The following is an 18,001-nucleotide window of genomic DNA, read 5'->3' as shown; positions in this document are numbered from 1 at the left end:
TAGGAATGGTGCTGGTGCTGGTGCGGGAGCTGGTCAGTGGGCGCGCCGGCGGCGGGGGAGCGAGGCCCGCCAGCGCCAGGTGGTCATGGTCGCCGCGATCGCGGCGGACAGGGGGAGGTCGATGCGCAGCCGGCCGGGCCACGGGCTGTCGGCCAGCGCCGGTATCCGGGGCAGCAGCTCGGCGGCCGCCAGGCCGAGGGCGAGGGCGACGACGGCGCAGCCGAGGCCGAAGGCGAGGGAGAGCAGCGGGACCGGCCCTCGGGCGGCCCAGGAGTCGGCGGACCGGCGCCGGTGCCGGAGGCCGACCAGGGTGGCGACCAGGGCCGAGGTGCCGGCGATGGTGGTGAGGGCCGCGATCCTGAGCTCCGACTGGCCGGTGGCGAAGCCGCCGGCGGAGGCCATGACGGCGGGTGCGGCGTAGGCGATCAGGACCTCGCGCCAGAGCACGAAGCGGGGCGGGGCGGTGGTGTCGGGGGTGGGGGCGGTGCCGGTGTCGGGGGTGGTGGGGCGCTGCTTGGTTCTGCCGGGCATGGATCGTCCAAGTGATTAGGAGGCTAATTATAGGTGTTCGGTGGGCCAACAACGGGGTGCTGAAAAGGCTCGTGCGCGGTCGGCCCGGTGGCCGGGCGGCGGTCCGCCGCCCGACCGTTTTCGGTCAGTCGTCCGTCAGTCGTCCGTCAGAGCGGACATGCCCTCGACCAGCCTGCCCAGCAGGTCGAGGAAGACCGCACGCTCCTCGATGGACAGCCCGGCGACCATCGTCTGCATCCGGTCGAAGTGCTCGGGCGCCATGTCGCGCAGCCGCTGGGTGCCCCGCGCGGTCAGTATCACCACGTTGCCCCGCCCGTCCTCGGCGGACGGGCGCCGGGTGACCAGGCCGTCCCGCTCCAGGCCGTCGACCAGGCCGGTCACGGTCGCGCGGGAGACCCCGAGTGCGGCCGCCAGCTGCGAGGGCGATTTCTCGCCGCCGTGGTCCTCCAGCTCGGCCAGCAGCCGGTAGCGCCCGGTGGACAGGCCGAAGCGGGCGAAGTGGGCCTCGCCGGCCTGGCCGAGCCGGGCTCCGGCGGCCATCAGTCGTGCCGCGACCAGGACCGCCTGAGGGTCGGCGGCCAGGCCGTACCGGGAGAGCTGTCGGCGGGCCTGGTCGAGCGAGGGTGCGCCGTTTCCGGCCGGGTGCTGCTGAGCCATGAAAGTAATATGGCGCCTAACTGATCTCTCGTCAAGTACCTCGCCGAACGGAACAGCGGGAAACCCCGGTCCCGCTCCGGACTGCGGGGCGGGCCGGGGCTTCGCGTCACCGGAACTGTGGCGGCGCTCGGGTTCGGCTGGTACATACCCGTGCGGCTGTTTGCGGGGGTCCCGGTCGGACCAGTGCCGTTGGGCAATTGTTCGAACGTGGCCAAAATCCGCCTGCCTGCGATCACATTAGTTTGTGGACGATGGATTTCCCTGACCTTCTTTTGCTAGCCTTCGCCCGCCCATATGTCGGAGTCGGGAAAGGCGGTCCCAGGAATGCGCAACGAGTTCTCCCGCCGCGGCTTCCTCGGCAGCACCGGAATGGTCGCCGCCGGAGCCTCCGCCACCTCGCTCGGCCTGGCAGCCGGCGCCGCCGGCCCGGCCTCGGCCCGGCCCGTCGAACAGCCCGAGGGCTGGACGGTCCTCCCCCCGGACTCCCGCTACGAGACGCTCAGTCAGGGCTTCAACCAGCGCTGGCGCAGCAGCCCGGCGTACATCCGGCTGGTCGGCAACGAGGCCGACGCGGTGGCGGAGCTGCGCTCGGCGCTCGACCGAGGACTGCGGCCGACCGTGCGCGGCGGCGGCCACTGCTACGAGGGATTCGTCGACAACGACAAGGGCGTCATTCTCGACCTCAGCACACTGCGCGGGGTCGGGGCGGGAACCGACAAGTACGGCGGCGCCACCTACTCCGTCGAGGGCGGCGCCACCAACTGGGACGTGTACACCACGCTCTTCCGCGAGTACGGCGTGACCATTCCGGCCGGGTCCTGCTATTCGGTCGGCGCGGGCGGCCACATCTGCGGCGGCGGGTACGGGCTGCTCTCCCGGCGGCACGGGCTGACCGTCGACCACTTGGTCCAGGTCGACGTGGTGACGGTCCGGGGCGGCGCGGTCGAGGTGACCCGGGCGCACCGCGGCGATCCCCCTGGCTCGCCCGAGTACGAGCTGTTCTGGGCCCACACCGGGGGCGGCGGCGGGAACTTCGGCGTGGTGCTGCGCTACCACTTCGCCCACGCGCTGCCGGCGCCGCCGCCCAGGGTCTGGCTCAGCAGCGTGGCCTGGAAGTGGGCGGACCTGCTCAAGCACCCCGAGGACTTCCGCACCCTGCTGGACAACTTCGGCGCCTTCTTCGCGGAGCACAGCGGCCCTGCGGAGAAGCTGTACCGCGGACTGTTCTCCATCCTCCACCTCACCCACCACTCGAACGGGAACGTCGTCCTGTTCAGCCAGTGGGACGAGGAGGACCCGGCGCCCCTGGACGCGTTCCTCGCCCGGGTGGAGCACGGCATGCGCGCCAGGTCGACCGTGCAGACCAACGGCGTCGGCGGGCTCTACCTGCCCTACCCGGACAAGCGCCGCCGACTGCCGTGGTTCCAGGCGACCATGACGCTCAACGGCTCCGGCCCCAACCAGCGCGGCAAGTACAAGTCGGCCTACCACCGAAGGGCGTTCACCCCCATCCAGATCGACGCCTGGTGGACCTGGCTCACCAAGGACGTCGAGGGCCTCGACCTCACCCAGACGCTGGTCCAGATCGACTCCTACGGCTGCCGGGTGAACGCACGGGGCGCCGCCGAGACCGCCGTCCCGCAGCGGGACTCCGTCATGAAGCTCCAGTACCAGACCTACTGGACCGACCGGGCCGCCGACGCCGCCCACCTGGCCTACCTGAGCGGCCTCTACCGGGACACCTACCGGGCGACCGGCGGCATCCCGGAGATCGACACCGATACCGACGGCGCCTACGTCAACTACCCGGACGTCGACCTCGGCACCACCGCCGACAAGCAGCCGGCCTACCAGCGCCTGTACTACAAGGCCAACTACCGCCGCCTGCAGAAGGCCAAGGACATCTGGGACCGCAAGAACGTCTTCCACCACGCCCAGTCGGTGACCCTGCCGTCCTGACCGCACCCGCAGAGCGTGTCCGCACCGGAGCCCACCCACCGGTGGGTGGGCTCCGGTGGGTGGGCTCCGGCGGACGGGTGTGGACAGGGCCGGACAGCGTCCGGTGGCTGTCCGGTCTGGAAAGTGGACAGCGCGCCGGACGAACCTGTGCGGCATGGAGAACACAGCGAAGAAGCCCTACCTGAACGGCCACTACACCCCCGTCGCGGACGAGATCACCGCCACCGGACTCGCCGTGGAGGGCACCCTGCCGCCCGAGTTGACCGGCCGCCTGCTGCGCAACGGCCACAACCCCAAGCCGGGCGTCACCCCCACCCACTGGTTCAAGGGCAGCGGCATGGTCCACGGCATCCGGCTCCGGGACGGGCGGGCGGAGTGGTACCGCAACCGCTGGGTGCACACCCCCGCGCTCGAAGGCGCCCCCTACATGACCGAGAAGGGCCCCGACTTCACCGCCAGCGCGGCGGGAACCCACGTCATCGAGCACGCCGGACGGCTGCTCGCGCTGTGCGAGTCGAACTTCCCCTTCGAGCTGACCCCCGAGCTGGAGACGGTCGGCGCGTTCGACTTCGACGGCAAGCTGTCCGGCATGATGACCGCGCACCCCAAGGAGGACCCGGTGACGGGTGAGCTCCACTTCTTCGGGTCCTCGCCCCTCCCGCCCTACCTGATGTACTACGTCTGCGACGCCAAGGGCGAGATCGTCCACAGCGCGGAGGTTCCGCAGGCGAGTGCCTCGCTCAAGCACGACTTCGCCATCACCCGCCGTCACGTGGTGTTCATCGAGGGCAACGTCACCTTCGACCCCACCGAGCACTCCGGCATCCCCTACGGCTGGAGCGACCGGCAGCCCGCCCGCATAGGCGTCATGCCCAAGGGGGCCGACGGCGCCCGCCACATCCGCTGGTACTCCGTCGAACCGGGCAACATGCTGCACGTCTCCAACGCCTACGAGGACGACGAGGGCCGCATCGTGCTGGAAGGGCCCACCGTGGACCAGGAGGGCTTCCGGCTCTCCTGGAACTGGTGGATCGGCGCCCCCGGACGCGGCGCCGAGCCCAACGCCCGCTCCTACATCCGCCGCTGGGTCATCGACCCGGCAGCCGGCAGCGTGGACGAGCGCATCGTCGACGACCTCGCGGTGGAGTTCCCGACCCTCAACGAGGCGTACCTGGGCGCCGAGAACCGCTACCAGTACGCCGTCTCCTTCCCCGACGAGAAGGGCTTCGGCGGCTACGGCATCGCCAAGTACGACCGCACCACCGGCGCCCGCCGCATCCACCGGGTCGGCGACGCCCGGCTGCCGAGCGAGGCCGTGTTCGTCCCCGCCGCCGGATCCACCGGCGAGGACGACGGCTACCTCCTCACCGTGGTCTCCGACCTCAAGCAGGACGCCTCGCAACTGCTGGTCCTCGACGCCTCCGGCCTCGACACCGTCGCCACCGTCCACCTGCCGCGACGGGTGACCGCCGGAATCCACGGCTCCTGGGTCCCCGACGCCGACCTGGACGCCACCGCGTCCTGACCAGGGCGCCGACAGGGTCCCCACCCGCTGCGCCGACGGGCGCGACCGATGCCACATGTCCCCGCAAGTCACCCGCACCACGAAGGAGAAGGCCATGTCCGCTTCCACCAACGCCCTGCTCGCCGAGCCGTGGAAGGCCCTGTGGAACAACGATCTGTCGCTGACCGACACGATCATCGCCCCTGACTTCGTCGCGCACGCCGCGCCCATCACCGGCTCCGGCGACGACACGGTGCACGGCCGGGAGGGCCTGAACGGCTGGGTCGCCGGCATCCACACGATCCTGCGCGACCTCAGCTTCGAGATCACGGTCGGTCCGATCGTCACCGACGACTACCTGGTGGTCCGCTGGGCGGCCGAAGGCACCTACGCCGGAGGCTTCCCCGGCGCGCCCGAGGAGGCCGTGGGCAACGCCGTCCGCTTCACCGGCACCGACACCCTGCTCGTCAAGGACGGCATGCTCGCCGAGTACTGGGCCAACGCCGACAGCCTGCTGTTCGTGCGGCAGCTCGGTGTCCGCGAACTGTCCTGACCCACCCGCAGCCCGCGGCCCCGGGCCCGGTCGGCGCCGCACCGGTAACAGTGCGGCGGCGGACCGGGCCCGGCCGCACCCTTGCATCGCGGGTAACTCCCTTGCCGTGACGGGTGAAAAGGGACGCGTCGTCGGGTAGCGTCCCGTCCGCGCTCGGCCTTGCTGCCGTGAACGAGGACGGACAATCGGGGGCTCGATGACCAGTTTCCACGTCACGCCGGCGGACATGATCCTCTCGTCCTCCGGGTTCACCGACCTTCACAACGACGCCGCGCAGATCTACCGCAGCCTCGTGTTCTCCATGGACGAGGTCGCGGGCATGGCCGGTGACGACGACGCCGGCAAGAAGTTCGCCGCCGAGTACGACCCCGCCGCGCAGAAGCTCGTCGACGCGATGGCCTCGGCCGTCGGCCAACTCGGCGGCACCGCCAACGGCCTGTACACCATGGCACTCTCCTACCTCCGGACCGAGGCCGATGTCGCGGCCTCGCTGATGGCCCCGCAGAAACTCCCGGCGTCGAACGCTCCCGGGTGCGACGAGGAGGTGGCCAGGGCCAAGCTCCGGTCCGCCGTCGGTCACAACGGCAGCGGCGCGATCCACAAGCTCCTGAGGAAGTTCTGGCCGCAGGGCGACCCGGCCAAGCTCCGCCGGGCCGCGACGGGTTGGAAGTCCTTCGCGAACCTCGTCAGCCGCCTCGGCGTCGAGGGCGACAAGAGGGTGCAGCGGGTCACCGCGTCCAGCAGCTCCAGCGCCGTCACGAGCTTCGCGCAGAACTGGGCGAAGATGCACGACGGTTGTGCCACCGAGGGCCCGCTGCTGAACAGCCTGACCAACGCGGCCTTCAAGCTGGGACTGGCCTGCGAGGCGTACGCGAAGGAGGTGGAGGACCTGCGCGACACCCTGGAGACCCTCGCCGTCACCGCGGGCGTCGTCGCGGGCGTCGGGATCGCACTGACGGTCTTCACGCTCGGCGGGTCCGACGCCGCCGTGGTGCTGGCCGGCGCGGGCGACGCCGCGGCGGCGCCGGGCCCCAAGCCGCCGCCGTTCACCGTCACCGCGGGAATGCCGCCGCTGCCGCACGACCCGACCAGCCCCTTCCCGCTCCTGCCCCCGAAGGACCAGGCCGACATCCGGGCCTGGATGGCGCGGATGCAGCTGGACGGCCGTACCTTCCAGGCGAACGGCCCCCACGCGCCCGCGCCTCCGGCCAAGGCCGACCCGAAGATCAACGCGAGGCGGGCCTACCAGGTCAGGGTGGCCGGGTCCACGGAGTACCGGCTCTACACCGGTGTGACGGATCCGGCGACCGGGCGCGAGCTCGGCATGGACGCCGACGGCGTCCGCCCCGAGGACGGCGCCGCGATCGACGCCAAGTACATCGGCCAGCAGAACAGCTGCAAGAGCCCGTTCCGCCTGGACAATGCCGACGGGGTCTTCGAGTTCGCCTACGAGAACACCATGGAGGGGGAGTCGAAGAAGCTGGAGAAGTACGCATCGGCCCTGAACGACCCCCGGAACAAGGTCAACCACCTCGAACTCATCACGAACGACCCCAAGGCCTCCGCCTACTTCCAGTCCCTCATGACCGCCCAGGGCGTCACCGGCCGCGTCCGCATCGAACCCTGACCGGCCCTGCCCCGCCCTGACCCGCACCGTCGAGCGAAACGAGCACCCCGTGGGATCCAGCTTCAACATCAGCGCCGACCGCGAACGCGTCGGCCCGTGGGCCTTCACCGGAGAGCAGGTGCGGGAGAGCGTCCTGAGGCACTGGCCGAACGCCACCGTGAGCGGCGAGTTCGAGAACTTCCTGGAGATCGTCGCGGACGTCGGGGCCGCCCGGCCGGCGGAGCTGTCGTACAACCTCCGCCACGGTGTCTTCTCCTTCGAGGACCGCGGATCGCCCGTCGGACCCCTGACCGTCGTTCACCGGGTGCTCCAGGACCTCGCCCCGACGGTTCCCGTCGTGTGGTGGATCGACTACGACGTCGACCTCCGACCCCTCGACCTGACGCGAGGCCTCGACGCCTTCATCGCCGGCTTCCCCGCCTAGAGTCGGCTCCTTGGTGGTACTGGTTTCACCATCGGACCGGGTCCTGGGCGCATGGCACGCGCCGGTCGTGGTGCTCTAGGTTCGAGCCGTGACGATTCCTCCCGGGCTGCGGCGCTCGGTCCTGCGGGCGCGGCGGGACGCCGGTTTCCTGGCCGCCGGTGTCCTGCCGCACCTGGGGCTGGTGCCGGTGTGGAGCTGGGGCCTGACGACCTCTGTCGAGGCCGGGCGCTGGCCGCTCGCGCTGCCCGTCTCGGTCGCCGTGATCCTGCTCGGCGTGCCGGTGCTGACGGCTGTGCAGCGGGCCCGGCACCGGGTGCTGCTCGGCGTGTTCCTCCCCCGGCCGGCGCCCGCGCCGGAGCAGCGGCGGTGGTGGGCGGCGGCCGCCCGTCGGCTCCGCGCGCCGCGCACCTGGGGGCAGCTCGGCTACCACCTCCTGCTGGGCCCCGTCCTGGCGGTGTCGGAACTGCTGGTGCTCATGGCGCTGCCCGTGGGCCTGGCGGGCGCCACCTGCTCCGCCTGGGCGTGGGCGCTGCCGGTGGAGGCGCGCCGGGAGTGGTTCGGCGTCACGACGCAACTGCCGGGCTGGACGCTGGGCGGACTCGCCCTGCTCTGCGCCGTACCGGCGGCGGCGGGGGCGGTGGCCCGCGGCGAGTCGCGTGCGGCGACGGCTCTGCTCGGGCCCAGCCCGGCCCAGCAGCTCCGCGAGCGGGTCGACGAGTTGGACCAGAGCCGCACCGGCCTGATCGAAGCCGTCGACGCCGAGCGTCGCCGCATCGAGCGCGATCTGCACGACGGCACCCAGCAGCGGCTGGTCTCGCTCGCGGTCAATCTGGGCCTGGCGCTGGCCACCCAGCCCGACCTGCCGGCCGGAGCCCGCGAAGCGCTCGCCGGGGCACACCAGGAGGCCAAGCAGGCGATCGAGGAACTCAACGACCTGGTACGGGGCTTGCATCCGGCCGTGCTCGAGGACCGGGGCCTGGACGCGGCCCTGTCCGGACTGGCCGCCCGGGCGCCCCTGCCGGTGCGCCTGCGGGTCGATCCGGCGGAGCGGGCGGCGCCCGCCGTGGAGTCGGTCGCGTACTTCGTGGTCTCGGAGGCGCTGACCAACGTGACCAAGCACGCCCGCGCGACGCGCGCTGAAGTGACCGTCCGGCGGATCGGTAAGGTGCTGCGGGTGAACATCACCGACGACGGACTGGGCGGGGCCGACGCCCGCGCCGGAACGGGACTGAGCGGGCTGGCCAAGCGGGTCGGCTCCGTCGACGGCACCCTGCAGGTCAGCAGTCCCGTCGGCGGACCGACCACAGTGACGGCGGAGTTGCCGTGCGGGCGGTGATCGCGGAGGACTCGCTGCTGCTGCGGGTCGGCCTCGTCAAGGTACTGGAGACGGGCGGGTTCCAGGTCGCCACCGAAGTCGCCGACGGCGAGGCACTGTTGGCGGCGGTGGAGGAGCACCGGCCGGAACTCGCGCTGGTCGACGTCCGGATGCCGCCGGGCTTCACCGACGAGGGGGTGCGCGCCGCGGTGGAGATCCGTCGGCGCTGGCCGGGAACGGCGGTGGTGCTGCTCTCGCAGTACGTGGAGGAGCGGTACGCGGCCGAGCTGCTCTCCACCAACGCCGGCGGCGTCGGCTACCTGCTCAAGCAGCGCGTCGCCGATGTGGCGGAGTTCGTGGCGGCGGTGCGGCGGGTGGCGGAGGGCGGCACGGCACTGGATCCGCAGGTCGTCTCGCAACTCCTGCTGCGCCGCGACCTGGACCCACTGGAACGGCTCACCCCGCGCGAACGCGACGTCCTCGGCGTCATGGCCGAGGGCCGGTCCAACGCCGGCATCGCGCAGGCACTGCTGGTCGGCGAGAGCGCGGTGGCCAAGCACATCAACAACATCTTCGCCAAACTCGACCTCCCCACCGCCGACGCGGACCACCGCCGCGTCCTCGCGGTGCTGAGGTTCCTGGCGGCGTCAGCAACGTGACCGGCCGTCCCCGGGCCCGAGCGGTGTTGTCCGATCGGTCCGGGCCGGCCTGCTCCGGGCTTGCCGTCCGGAACAGGGCGGCAACCGGCGGTACGCATTCCTACAAGCCTCCCGCTGCCGTGCCGGGACAGGATGGACCTCGGTAGGACCCCGCAGAGGAGGTTGCATGATGGAACGTCTGCACGTGGGAACCACGAGGAAGCATCTGCTGACCGTACCCTTCGCCGTCGCGGCCGCACTGGCGGTGTGCGTCGCCCCTGCCGCGACGGCCGCGACCGCGGCGAGCGACCCGGGGGCCGCTCGCGCCGGCTTCTCGGCGCAGGCCCGCAGCCTCGGACTGGACAGCTCCCAGGCCAGGAACCTGCAGACCCGGGTCGACGGCTACCTCGCCAAGACCCCCGGCGCGAGCCAGTCGGCGGTCAACAGGATCACCCTGGCCGGGGGCGGCGAGCTGCTGCTCACCCTGCCGGGGGAGGAGCGCGCCCGTGACCTGGGTGCCGCGGGCACCAGCCCGGCGCTGGCCGCGGGCTGCCCGTACACCTATGTGTGCGCGTACAGCGGCGAGAACTTCACCGGCGACGAGCTGCGCCTGTTCACCTGCAACTACCCGGTCCCCATCGGCTGGGCCGGGACAGGGTCGTGGATCAACAACCAGCGGTCCACCCTGTACGCCAGGTTCTACGACCGCGACCACAACGTCGGCTGGACCTCACCCGGCGGCTACAGCGAGGACCGCCACGCCCCCTGGGGCTGGGTCTACTGGCTCAGCCCCTGCTGAAGCTTGTTTCGGAAGTCCGGGTGCGGGCAGGTCGGTGTGTGACCTGAACGGGTTGTGACCTGCTGACGGCGGGTCGCTCACCCGGTGCGGTCCGGTCGACGCCGGACCGCACCGGGTGACCGTCGCGCGGAGGGTGACATACGTGGCGGGCCGGGCGCCGAGAGGCGTCCGGCCCGCACTTTTTCGGATCGGCACCACCTGATCGGGAGGGGCGGCACGGGTCGGCCCCCACCGGCTCTCGGAAGGACGACACCATGTGGCTGGCAGCGACCCTGACGCCCCGAGGCATGCCCGTCGCGAGCTTCCTGCTGCTGCTCGCCGTGCTCGGCGCCTGCCTCTGGGACGCCCGGCGGATCGCCGGGGAGCCGTGGTTCCGCTGGCTCCTGCCCAGCGGCTGCGCCGTGCTCATCCTGGCGATCGCCACGGCCTTCCTCCCCCTGATCGTCATCGGCGCGACGCTCGCGGCGGCGGGGCTCGGTCTGACCAACTACTGGCGCTGGAACAGGCGATAGGGCCGTCGCGGCACGTGCGGCCGAGTTCGCCGCCGCCTTCCACCGGCGGTGCTGCGGGCGGGTCGTCAGCCGACCTCGGCGAGCTCGTCGACGACGCGGCCGTCGCGGAGTTCGACCACGCGGTCGGCGAGCTCCATCAGGTTGGGGTCGTGGGTCGCGACCAGGACGGTGACGCCCTCGCTGCGGACCACCGCGCGCAGCAGCTCCATGATCGAGCGGCCGGTCTCGGAGTCCAGCTGGCCGGTCGGCTCGTCCGCGATGATGAGATCGGGCTCGTTGGCCAGTGCCCGGGCGATGGCGACGCGCTGCTGCTGGCCGCCGGAGAGCTCCCCGGGGCGCTGGTTGGCGTGGTCGGCCAGTCCGACCAGCGCGAGCAGGGTGCGGGCGCGCTCCTCCCGCTGGGCGGCGGGCACCTTGCGCAGCCGCATCGGGATGCCGACGTTCTCCGCGGCGGTGAGCACGGGCAGCAGGCCGAAGGACTGGAAGACGAAGCCCAGCCGGTCGCGGCGCAGCGCGAGCCGCCCGTCCTCGTCCAGGCCGCCGAGGTCGGTGCCGTCCAGGGTGATGCTGCCGCCGGTCGGGGCGTCCAGGCCGCCGACCAGGTTGAGCAGGGTGGTCTTACCGGAGCCGGACCGGCCCTTGAGGGCGGTGAGTTCGCCGCGGCCGATGGTGAAGGAGACGCCGCGCAGGGCGTGGACGGCGCGCTCGCCGGTGCCGAAGCTGCGGTGGACCTCGGTGACGGCCACCATGGGAGTGGTGTCGGTGCCGGCCGGTTGCTGGGTCATGCGGCGTCCCCCTGGGATTCGCCCGGCGGGTCCTGCCGACGGCGGCCGGCCGAGGTGATTTCGCGGTGTACTTCGAAGTATTTCTTTGAAGTGTTCATGTCTTAGCAGAGTGGTGGGGCCTGATGCTCCGTCGATCGCCGCCCTGCCCTGCTGCACTGCGCATGCGATGCGCAGCATTTGCTCATTACTTACATCCTTCGCGCAAGTCCCTTCCTTTCCTTGACCGGATCTGAAAGCATCGTCCGCTATCCGGTGATCAAGCGCCGGTGATCACCAGGACGAAAGCGCCCCGAGGGCCCGTCCGCGCAGTGCGAGACACCTGCCCGGACCGGATGCGGCGCGGACACCATTGACGACCGGGGGAGGATCGGGATGCTCGGCTTTGTCATGCGCCGTCTGCGCGGGCGACTGCCCCTGGCCACAGCCGCCCTGCTCACCGTACTGATCACGACGGCGGTGCTCACGGCGCTGGTCGCCTTCCAGCGCACCGTCGGCGAGATCGGACAGCGGCAGGCACTGCAGGGCGCGGGCCACCCGCGGACCACCGTGGTGGTCAACTCCGAGCACGGGCTGGACCGGAGGGCCAAGGACGACGCGGCGGTCGCCGACTACGCCCGGGAGCTCTTCGGCGACCTGCCGGCCGAGACCCGCGGACTGTCCCGCAGCCGCTCCTACGGACTGCCGACCGGACCGGCGGGCGGTGCGCAGGCTGCCCCGACGGGCAAGCAGGCGGGCACTCCGGCCGCCCCGGCGGGCGCTGTCCCGACGGCCGCGGGGGCGGCCTCCGCCGGAGCCGCAGCAGCTCCCTCCGCCGCCCCGGCCGCCGCCGGTGCGCAACCCGGTGCCGCCAGGGCCGACGACCTCACCCTGCTCGCCGCCCTCGACCGCGGCTACGTCCAACTCCTCGCCGGGGACTGGCCCGCGGCCGCGACCCCCGGCGCCCCGGGCCCGGTCCAGGCGGCCGTCCCGAGGTCCGTGCTCACCCGCCTCGGCCTCACCACCGAGGCCCTGCCCGCCGAGGTCCGGCTCACCGACCGCTACGGCGGCCCCCCGCTCGTGGTCCGGGTCACCGGCGCCTACCGCGCCAACGACCCCGCCGACCTCTACTGGCGGCTCGACCCGGTGCAGGGCCGCGAGATCCTCTCCGGCGGCTTCACCACCTACGGCCCGCTGCTCGTCGACGAGACCGCCTTCGGCGTCGCCGGCGCCCCCGGCATCCCCCAGAACGGCCGCAGCTGGCTGATCGACGCCGACTTCACCGGCGTCGGAACCGCCGCCGTGGACGCGGTCCGGGACCGGGTCACCCCGGCCGGCGACGCGCTCAACCGCAACGCCGGACTCATCGCCCGCACCGAACTCCCGGCCCTGCTCAAGGAACTGGACTCCGGCGCGATGGTCGCCCGGTCCACCCTGCTGATCGGCGCGCTCCAACTGATCGTGCTGGCCTCGGCCGCCCTGCTGCTCGTCGTCCACCTCATCGCCAGCCGCCAGCAGTCCGAGAACGCCCTGCTCGCCGCCCGCGGCGCCTCCGGGGCCCGGCTCGGCGGCTACACCGCCGTCGAGGCCATGCTGCTCGCACTGCCCGCCGCCCTGCTGGCCCCGCTGCTCACCCCGCCGCTGCTGCGCGTCCTCGGCGGCTTCGGCCCGCTGCGCCACGTGCCGCTGGACACCTCGCTGCACTGGACGCTGTGGCCGGTCTCGGTCGCCTGCGCCCTCGGCTGCGTCCTGCTCGCCGCCGTCCCCGCCCTGCTGCGCGGCGCCGGCACCGCCGTGCTGCGCCGGGCCGGCCGCCGCCAGGCCCTGGCCGCCGGCGCGGCCCGCTCCGGCGCCGACCTCGCCCTGCTCGGCCTGGCTGTCCTCGCCTACCAGCAACTCTCCCAGTACAGCGGCGGGTTGTCCCCGGACGCCGACGGCCGCCTCGGCCTGGACCCGGTCCTGGTCGCCACCCCCACGCTCGCCCTGGGCGCCGGCACCCTGCTGGTGCTGCGGCTGCTGCCGCTCGTCGCCCGACTCGGCGCCCGACTGGCAGCCCGGGGCCGAGGGCTCGGCCCCGCCCTGGTCGGCTGGCAACTCGCCCGCCGCCCCGGCCAGGCCAGCGGACCGGTGCTGCTCCTGGTGCTCGGCGTCTCCACCGGCGTCCTGGCGCTCGGTCAGCACGACACCTGGAACGCCTCCCAGCAGGACCAGGCCTCCTTCGCCACCGCCGGCGGCCTGCGGATCCACGGCGCCCACACCGCCGCGATCGGCCAGGGCAGCCGGTTCGCCGCCCTGCCCGGCGGCGACCGGATCCTCCCGGTCGGCCGACAGGAGCAGTCGCTGCCCGACGGCTCCCACGGCCAGGTCCTCGCCCTGGACGCCGCCGCCTTCGCCGAGCACGTCCCGGTCCGCTCCGACCTGCTCGACGGGCAGGACCCGAAGAGCCTGTTCACCCCGCTCGCCGCCGGCACCGCGGGCGCCGCCCCGACCGGCGTCCCGCTGCCCGGGAAGCCGCAGCGGATCGACGTCGACCTCACCTACACCCCCGGTCCGCGCCCCGCCGCGGCCACCGACGACAGCTTCGGACCGACCCCGGCACCCAGGGCCCCGGAAGCCTGGCTGCTGCTCCGCGACGGCCACGACCTCTCCTTCGTCGCCCCGGTCACCGGCGTCCCCGCCACGGGCGACGCCCGCGCCACCGTCGACCTCGCCGCGCTCACCGACGGCGGCCTCAGCTCGGTGTCCGCGCCGCTCTCCGTGATCGGCCTGACCCTCTCCCTCGGCCCCAAGGACACCGGCGAACTGACGATCCGCCGCCTCGCCGCCGCCGACCGCGCCACCGACCCCGGGGTGCCGGCCACCGTCCCGGCCGGCCTCGGCTGGACCACCAGCGGCGACGCCGCCGAACGCCCCGTCGGCGTGGACGTCGTCCCCGGCACCTCCGACGACCGGCGACTGCTGAGCGTGCGCTACGGGGTCGGCTCCGACACCCTCAACAACCGGCGCGCCGTCATCACCCCCGCCGAGGCCAAGCCCCCGGCCGCGATCGCCGGCGTCGCCACCCGCGGCTACCTCACCGCCACCGGCTCCGCCGTCGGCGCGACCGTCCGGGTGCCCTTCGGGCTCACCACGGTGCCGGTGCGGATCACCGGCGAGGTCGCCTCGCTGCCCGTCGTCGGCGACAACGCGGTACTCGTCGACCTCGGCGCGGTCGGCCGGGTGCTCGCCGCCGGCGGCCGTGAGACACCCGCCCCCGCCGAATGGTGGCTGCCCGCCACCGGACCGGACGACCGCACCCCCGCCGAGGCCGCCGCCGCACTGCGCGCCGCCCCCGGCACCCCCGGACTCCAACTGCGCGACGAGGTCGCCGCCGACCTGCTCGGAGACCCGCTCAGCGCGGCCCCGCAGAACGCCCTCGCCGCCATCGCCGTCGTCACCACCGTGCTCGCCGCGATCGGCTTCGGCGCCGCCGGTGCCGCCGCCGCCGGCCAGCGCTCCCGCGACTCCGCGCTGCTGCTCGCCCTCGGCGCCCCCAGGCGCCGCCTGGTCCGCACCGCCGCCGCCGAACAGGCCGTCCTGGTGGGCCTGGGCAGCGTCGTCGGACTCGCCCTCGGCGCCCTGATCGTCCATCTGATCGTGCCCCTCGTCGTCCTCACCCCGGCGGCCCGCCGCCCCGTCCCGGAGGCCCTGGTGGCCCTGCCGCTCGGCACCGCCGCGCTGCTGGCCGTCGCGATCTCCGCCGTCCCCCTGCTCTCGGCCCTGCTCGGCGGCCGCCGCCGCCGCGACGTGGCGCAGCGCCTGCGGCACCTGGAGGAGATGTGACCGGCCCGGCCGCCACCACCGCCCCCCGACCCACGGGCACCGCCCCCGGGGCGGGCCACCGCCCGGCCCCGTGGGTGCGTACCCGGCTGCGCGCGACCCCGCTCGCCGCCCTGCTCACCGCAGTCCTCACGCTCGGCACGGTCTTCCTGGCCACCGCCTTCCCGCGGGTCCTCGACCGGGCCTCCGACCACGGCCTGCGCGACTTCCTCCGCGACCGGGGCACCGTCGCCACCAGCATGTACGCCTCCGCCGCGCTGGCCGGCGGGGCCAAGACCCTGGACGACGACGCCGCCCTGCTCGCCGCCCACGTCGGCCCCACCCTCGCCGTCGCCCCGGGCGGACTCGTCTACGGCGCCCGCAGCGGCAAGTCGCGCTCCCTGACCGACCCCGGCCTGGCCCGGCCCGAAGGCGTCGACCCGCAAATGGGTCTGCTCTACGTCCAGGGCCTGCGCGAGCACACCACGCTCGCCGAGGGCCGCTGGCCGGACGCCCCCAAGGGCGTCGCCGCGCCGGTCCCGATCGCGCTCGTCCGCGACGCCGCCACCACCCTCGGGATCCACCTCGGCGACATGCTGAACACCGGCGAGACTCTCGACGGCGAGGCACCGCACAAGGCCGAGGTGGTCGGCATCCTGAACGCCAACGACCGCAACGACCCGTACTGGGCCGAACTCTCCTGCCCCGTCCAGGCCTGCCTCGACTTCACCCGGGGCAAGCAGACCTACGCCTACTGGCGCCTCACCGGACTCGTCGACGGCAGCGCCCTCGACGCGGTCCAGAGCTGGCAGACCGGCGCCCAGGACTTCTGGCGGATCCCGGTCGACGTCGACCGGCTGCGCGCCGACCGACTCGACCGCACCGACCGCGAACTCGCCGCTTACCTCACCGGGAACACCGCCAACGCACTGGCGAACGCCACCAGCCGCTCCGGCCTGCAGATCACCTCGCCGCTGCCGGACCTGCTGGACAAGGCCACCGCCCGACAGCAGGCAGCCGCGCCGCTCGCCGCCATCGGCCCGGCCGGCCTGGCCGGCGTCGGCCTGGTCGTGCTCGGCCTGGCCGCCGCCCTCGCCGGCGACCGGCGGTCCGCCGAACTGCGCCTGCTCCAGGCCCGCGGCGGCTCCCGGGCCGGTGTCGTCGGGCGACTGCTCGGCGAAGGCGTCGTCACCGTCCTGCTGCCCGCCGTCCTCGCCGGACTGCTCGCACTGTGGCTGCTGCCCAGCCCGCGCTGGGGCGGCGCCGTCCTCGCCGGTACGGCCGTCGCCCTGTTCTCCCTGCTCACCCTGCCGGTGCGCGCCGCCCGGCTCTGGTCCCGGCCCCGGGTCGGCAGCGGCCGGCGGCGCTTGGCCGGCGAACTCGCCGTCCTGGCCCTGACCGTCGCGGCCGTCGCCGAGGTCCGGCGGCGCGGCGTCGCCCCCGCCGGAACGGGCGTCGACCCGCTGCTGGTCGCCGCACCGCTGCTGCTCGCCCTCACCGGCGGACTGCTGCTCGCCCGCCTCCAGCCCCTGCTGCTCGGCGCGTTCGCCCGGATCGCCACCCGGCGGCCCGGCGCCATCGGCTTCCTCGGCCTGGTCCGCGCCGCCCGGGGCAGCACCGAAGGGGCCCGGCCCTCCGTCCTGCCCCTGATCGCCCTGCTGCTCGCCGTCACCACCGCGGGCTTCGGCTCCACCGTGCTCGGGGCCGTCGACACCGAGCGCACCCACGCCGCCCGGCTGACCGTCGGTGGCGATGCCTCGGTGGTCGTCCCGATCGGCGTCCCGGTCTCGGAGGGCTTCGCCGAGGCGGCCGCCGAGCTGCCCGGGGTCCGCGCCTCCGCCCGGATCTGGGCCGACACCGAGGTGTTCGTCATCGACGGCAACGGCTCCACCCGGGTCTTCGCCGTGGTCGCCGACCCGGTCGCGTACGCGGAGATATCCCGCTCGCTCGGGCGGGGCGCCTTCGACGCGGCCGCGCTCTCCGGCGGCACCGGCGGGGCGGACGCCCCGGTACCCGCCCTGGTCTCCACCGCCCTCGCCCGCAAGCTCGGCCCGGGAGCGACCCACCGCCTCCGGCTGCCCAACGGCGGGGAACTGCTCACCAGCACCGCCGCCACCGTCGACGGCACCCCGGCGCTCCAGGGCGACGACCGGCTGTTCGTCGTCCTGCCGGCCCGCCCGGCCGTCGCCCTCGCGCCCGAACTCGGCCGCGCGAACATCTGGCTGGCCACCGGTTCCGTCGACCAGGACCGGTTGCGGAGCCTGGTGCGCGAGCAGATCGCCACCGAAGCCCAGCGGGCCACCGCCTTCCCCACCGCGGCCGGCGAAGGGAACGACGGGCTGCCCCCCGGCTACAGCGTGCGCACCAGCGCGGCCGTGAGCGCCGCCCTCGCCGCCGACCCACTCCAGTCCGCCGCGGCCCGGCTGTTCTGGACCGCCGTCCTCGGGGCCGGCACGCTCGCCCTGCTGGCCGTCCTGCTCACCCTCGTCCGGGCCGCGCCCGAGCGCACCGCGCTGCTGGCCCGGCTGCGCACCATGGGCCTGCGGCCCCGGCAGGGCCTGACCCTGATCCTGATCGAGACGCTGCCGCAGACCCTGGTCGCGGCGGTCGGCGGCGGCCTGGTCGCGGTCGCGGCGGTCGCCATGCTCGGGCCCGCCTTCGATCTGTCGGTCCTGGTCGGCGCCGACATCGCGCCCGGGCTGCCGGTCGCCGTCCCGCCGGTGCTGCTGCCGACGGTGGGCCTCGCCGCCCTGGTCTCCGCGGGTGTCGTCGCCGAGGCGCTGATCGCCGGGCGGCGGCAGATCGCCACCGAACTGCGGGCGGGGGACCAGCGATGACCGGATCGCCGACCGCATCCACGACGAGCACGACGACTACGACGAGCACGACGACCACGCCCCACGCCGACGAGAGGAGCACAGCG

General features: G+C 73.7%; 14 protein-coding genes. 11 read left to right on the top strand and 3 right to left on the bottom strand.

From position 1 onward, the window contains the following. Positions 1-33: 33 nt before the first annotated feature. Together OG715_RS04345 and OG715_RS04340 are read right to left on the bottom strand one after the other, a co-directional pair. On the bottom strand, positions 34-531 hold the full coding sequence (locus tag OG715_RS04345) for a hypothetical protein (protein WP_266277238.1): 498 nt from the start codon (positions 529-531) through the stop codon (positions 34-36). A gap of 135 nt (positions 532-666) precedes the next feature. Further along, the gene (locus tag OG715_RS04340) at positions 667-1,188 is read right to left on the bottom strand and encodes a MarR family winged helix-turn-helix transcriptional regulator (protein WP_266277240.1); all 522 of its coding nucleotides are present in this window, start codon (positions 1,186-1,188) and stop codon (positions 667-669) included. Positions 1,189-1,512: 324 nt separating this feature from the next. On the opposite strand from OG715_RS04340, the gene OG715_RS04335 reads away from it, so the two are divergent. The 9 genes from OG715_RS04335 (at position 1,513) to OG715_RS04295 (ending at position 10,519) form a co-directional block, all read left to right on the top strand. Further along, positions 1,513-3,147, top strand: coding sequence for an FAD-binding oxidoreductase (locus OG715_RS04335; protein WP_266277242.1), 1,635 nt, complete (start codon positions 1,513-1,515; stop codon positions 3,145-3,147). Positions 3,148-3,301: 154 nt separating this feature from the next. Next, a complete protein-coding gene (locus OG715_RS04330) occupies positions 3,302-4,672 on the top strand; it encodes a carotenoid oxygenase family protein (protein ID WP_266277244.1) in 1,371 nt (456 codons plus the stop codon). A gap of 94 nt (positions 4,673-4,766) precedes the next feature. Further along, the gene (locus OG715_RS04325; protein ID WP_266277246.1) at positions 4,767-5,204 is read left to right on the top strand and encodes an ester cyclase; all 438 of its coding nucleotides are present in this window, start codon (positions 4,767-4,769) and stop codon (positions 5,202-5,204) included. 196 nt (positions 5,205-5,400) lie between these two features. Then, positions 5,401-6,831, top strand: a complete 1,431-nt coding sequence (locus OG715_RS04320) for a restriction endonuclease fold toxin-2 domain-containing protein (protein ID WP_266277248.1) — start codon at positions 5,401-5,403, stop codon at positions 6,829-6,831. A gap of 49 nt (positions 6,832-6,880) precedes the next feature. After that, entirely contained in the window at positions 6,881-7,255 is a 375-nt protein-coding gene (locus tag OG715_RS04315; RefSeq protein WP_266277250.1) for a hypothetical protein, read from the top strand. A gap of 88 nt (positions 7,256-7,343) precedes the next feature. After that, positions 7,344-8,591, top strand: a complete 1,248-nt coding sequence (locus OG715_RS04310; protein WP_266277252.1) for a sensor histidine kinase — start codon at positions 7,344-7,346, stop codon at positions 8,589-8,591. Beyond that, positions 8,579-9,229 (top strand): response regulator transcription factor, encoded by a 651-nt coding sequence (locus OG715_RS04305; protein WP_266277254.1) that lies wholly within the window; start codon positions 8,579-8,581, stop codon positions 9,227-9,229. Before OG715_RS04310 ends, OG715_RS04305 begins: the two co-directional genes overlap by 13 nt. Positions 9,230-9,395: 166 nt before the next feature. After that, positions 9,396-10,007: a peptidase inhibitor family I36 protein gene (locus OG715_RS04300; RefSeq protein ID WP_266277256.1), complete on the top strand. Its 612-nt coding sequence runs from the start codon at positions 9,396-9,398 to the stop codon at positions 10,005-10,007. A 254-nt stretch (positions 10,008-10,261) separates the two neighbouring features. Continuing rightward, on the top strand, positions 10,262-10,519 hold the full coding sequence (locus OG715_RS04295; protein ID WP_266277258.1) for a hypothetical protein: 258 nt from the start codon (positions 10,262-10,264) through the stop codon (positions 10,517-10,519). Positions 10,520-10,584: 65 nt separating this feature from the next. Here OG715_RS04295 and OG715_RS04290 read toward each other — a convergent pair whose 3' ends face one another. Further along, entirely contained in the window at positions 10,585-11,304 is a 720-nt protein-coding gene (locus OG715_RS04290; protein WP_266277260.1) for an ABC transporter ATP-binding protein, read from the bottom strand. A gap of 372 nt (positions 11,305-11,676) precedes the next feature. Here OG715_RS04290 and OG715_RS04285 point away from each other — a divergent pair, with 372 nt between their 5' ends. Both OG715_RS04285 and OG715_RS04280 read left to right on the top strand, forming a co-directional pair. Then, positions 11,677-15,102 carry an ABC transporter permease gene (locus OG715_RS04285; RefSeq protein WP_266277262.1) on the top strand — a complete coding sequence of 1,142 codons (3,426 nt, stop codon included), beginning with the start codon at positions 11,677-11,679 and terminating at the stop codon, positions 15,100-15,102. Beyond that, positions 15,099-17,915: an FtsX-like permease family protein gene (locus tag OG715_RS04280; RefSeq protein ID WP_266277264.1), complete on the top strand. Its 2,817-nt coding sequence runs from the start codon at positions 15,099-15,101 to the stop codon at positions 17,913-17,915. The genes OG715_RS04285 and OG715_RS04280 overlap by 4 nt, the downstream gene beginning before the upstream one ends. Positions 17,916-18,001: the final 86 nt, after the last annotated feature.

It is taken from the genome of Kitasatospora purpeofusca, from assembly GCF_036010405.1.
GTDB lineage: Bacteria > Actinomycetota > Actinomycetes > Streptomycetales > Streptomycetaceae > Kitasatospora > Kitasatospora purpeofusca.
The sequence above is the reverse complement of the archived record's forward strand: the minus strand, read 5'-3'. Positions and strand labels throughout refer to the sequence as shown.

Coding starts and splice junctions, on each gene's coding strand:
- OG715_RS04345 (WP_266277238.1), bottom strand. CDS start 531: ATGCCCGGCAGAACCAAGCAGCGCCCCACCACCCCCGACACCGGCACC.
- OG715_RS04340 (WP_266277240.1), bottom strand. CDS start 1,188: ATGGCTCAGCAGCACCCGGCCGGAAACGGCGCACCCTCGCTCGACCAG.
- OG715_RS04335 (WP_266277242.1), top strand. CDS start 1,513: ATGCGCAACGAGTTCTCCCGCCGCGGCTTCCTCGGCAGCACCGGAATG.
- OG715_RS04330 (WP_266277244.1), top strand. CDS start 3,302: ATGGAGAACACAGCGAAGAAGCCCTACCTGAACGGCCACTACACCCCC.
- OG715_RS04325 (WP_266277246.1), top strand. CDS start 4,767: ATGTCCGCTTCCACCAACGCCCTGCTCGCCGAGCCGTGGAAGGCCCTG.
- OG715_RS04320 (WP_266277248.1), top strand. CDS start 5,401: ATGACCAGTTTCCACGTCACGCCGGCGGACATGATCCTCTCGTCCTCC.
- OG715_RS04300 (WP_266277256.1), top strand. CDS start 9,396: ATGATGGAACGTCTGCACGTGGGAACCACGAGGAAGCATCTGCTGACC.
- OG715_RS04295 (WP_266277258.1), top strand. CDS start 10,262: ATGTGGCTGGCAGCGACCCTGACGCCCCGAGGCATGCCCGTCGCGAGC.
- OG715_RS04290 (WP_266277260.1), bottom strand. CDS start 11,304: ATGACCCAGCAACCGGCCGGCACCGACACCACTCCCATGGTGGCCGTC.
- OG715_RS04285 (WP_266277262.1), top strand. CDS start 11,677: ATGCTCGGCTTTGTCATGCGCCGTCTGCGCGGGCGACTGCCCCTGGCC.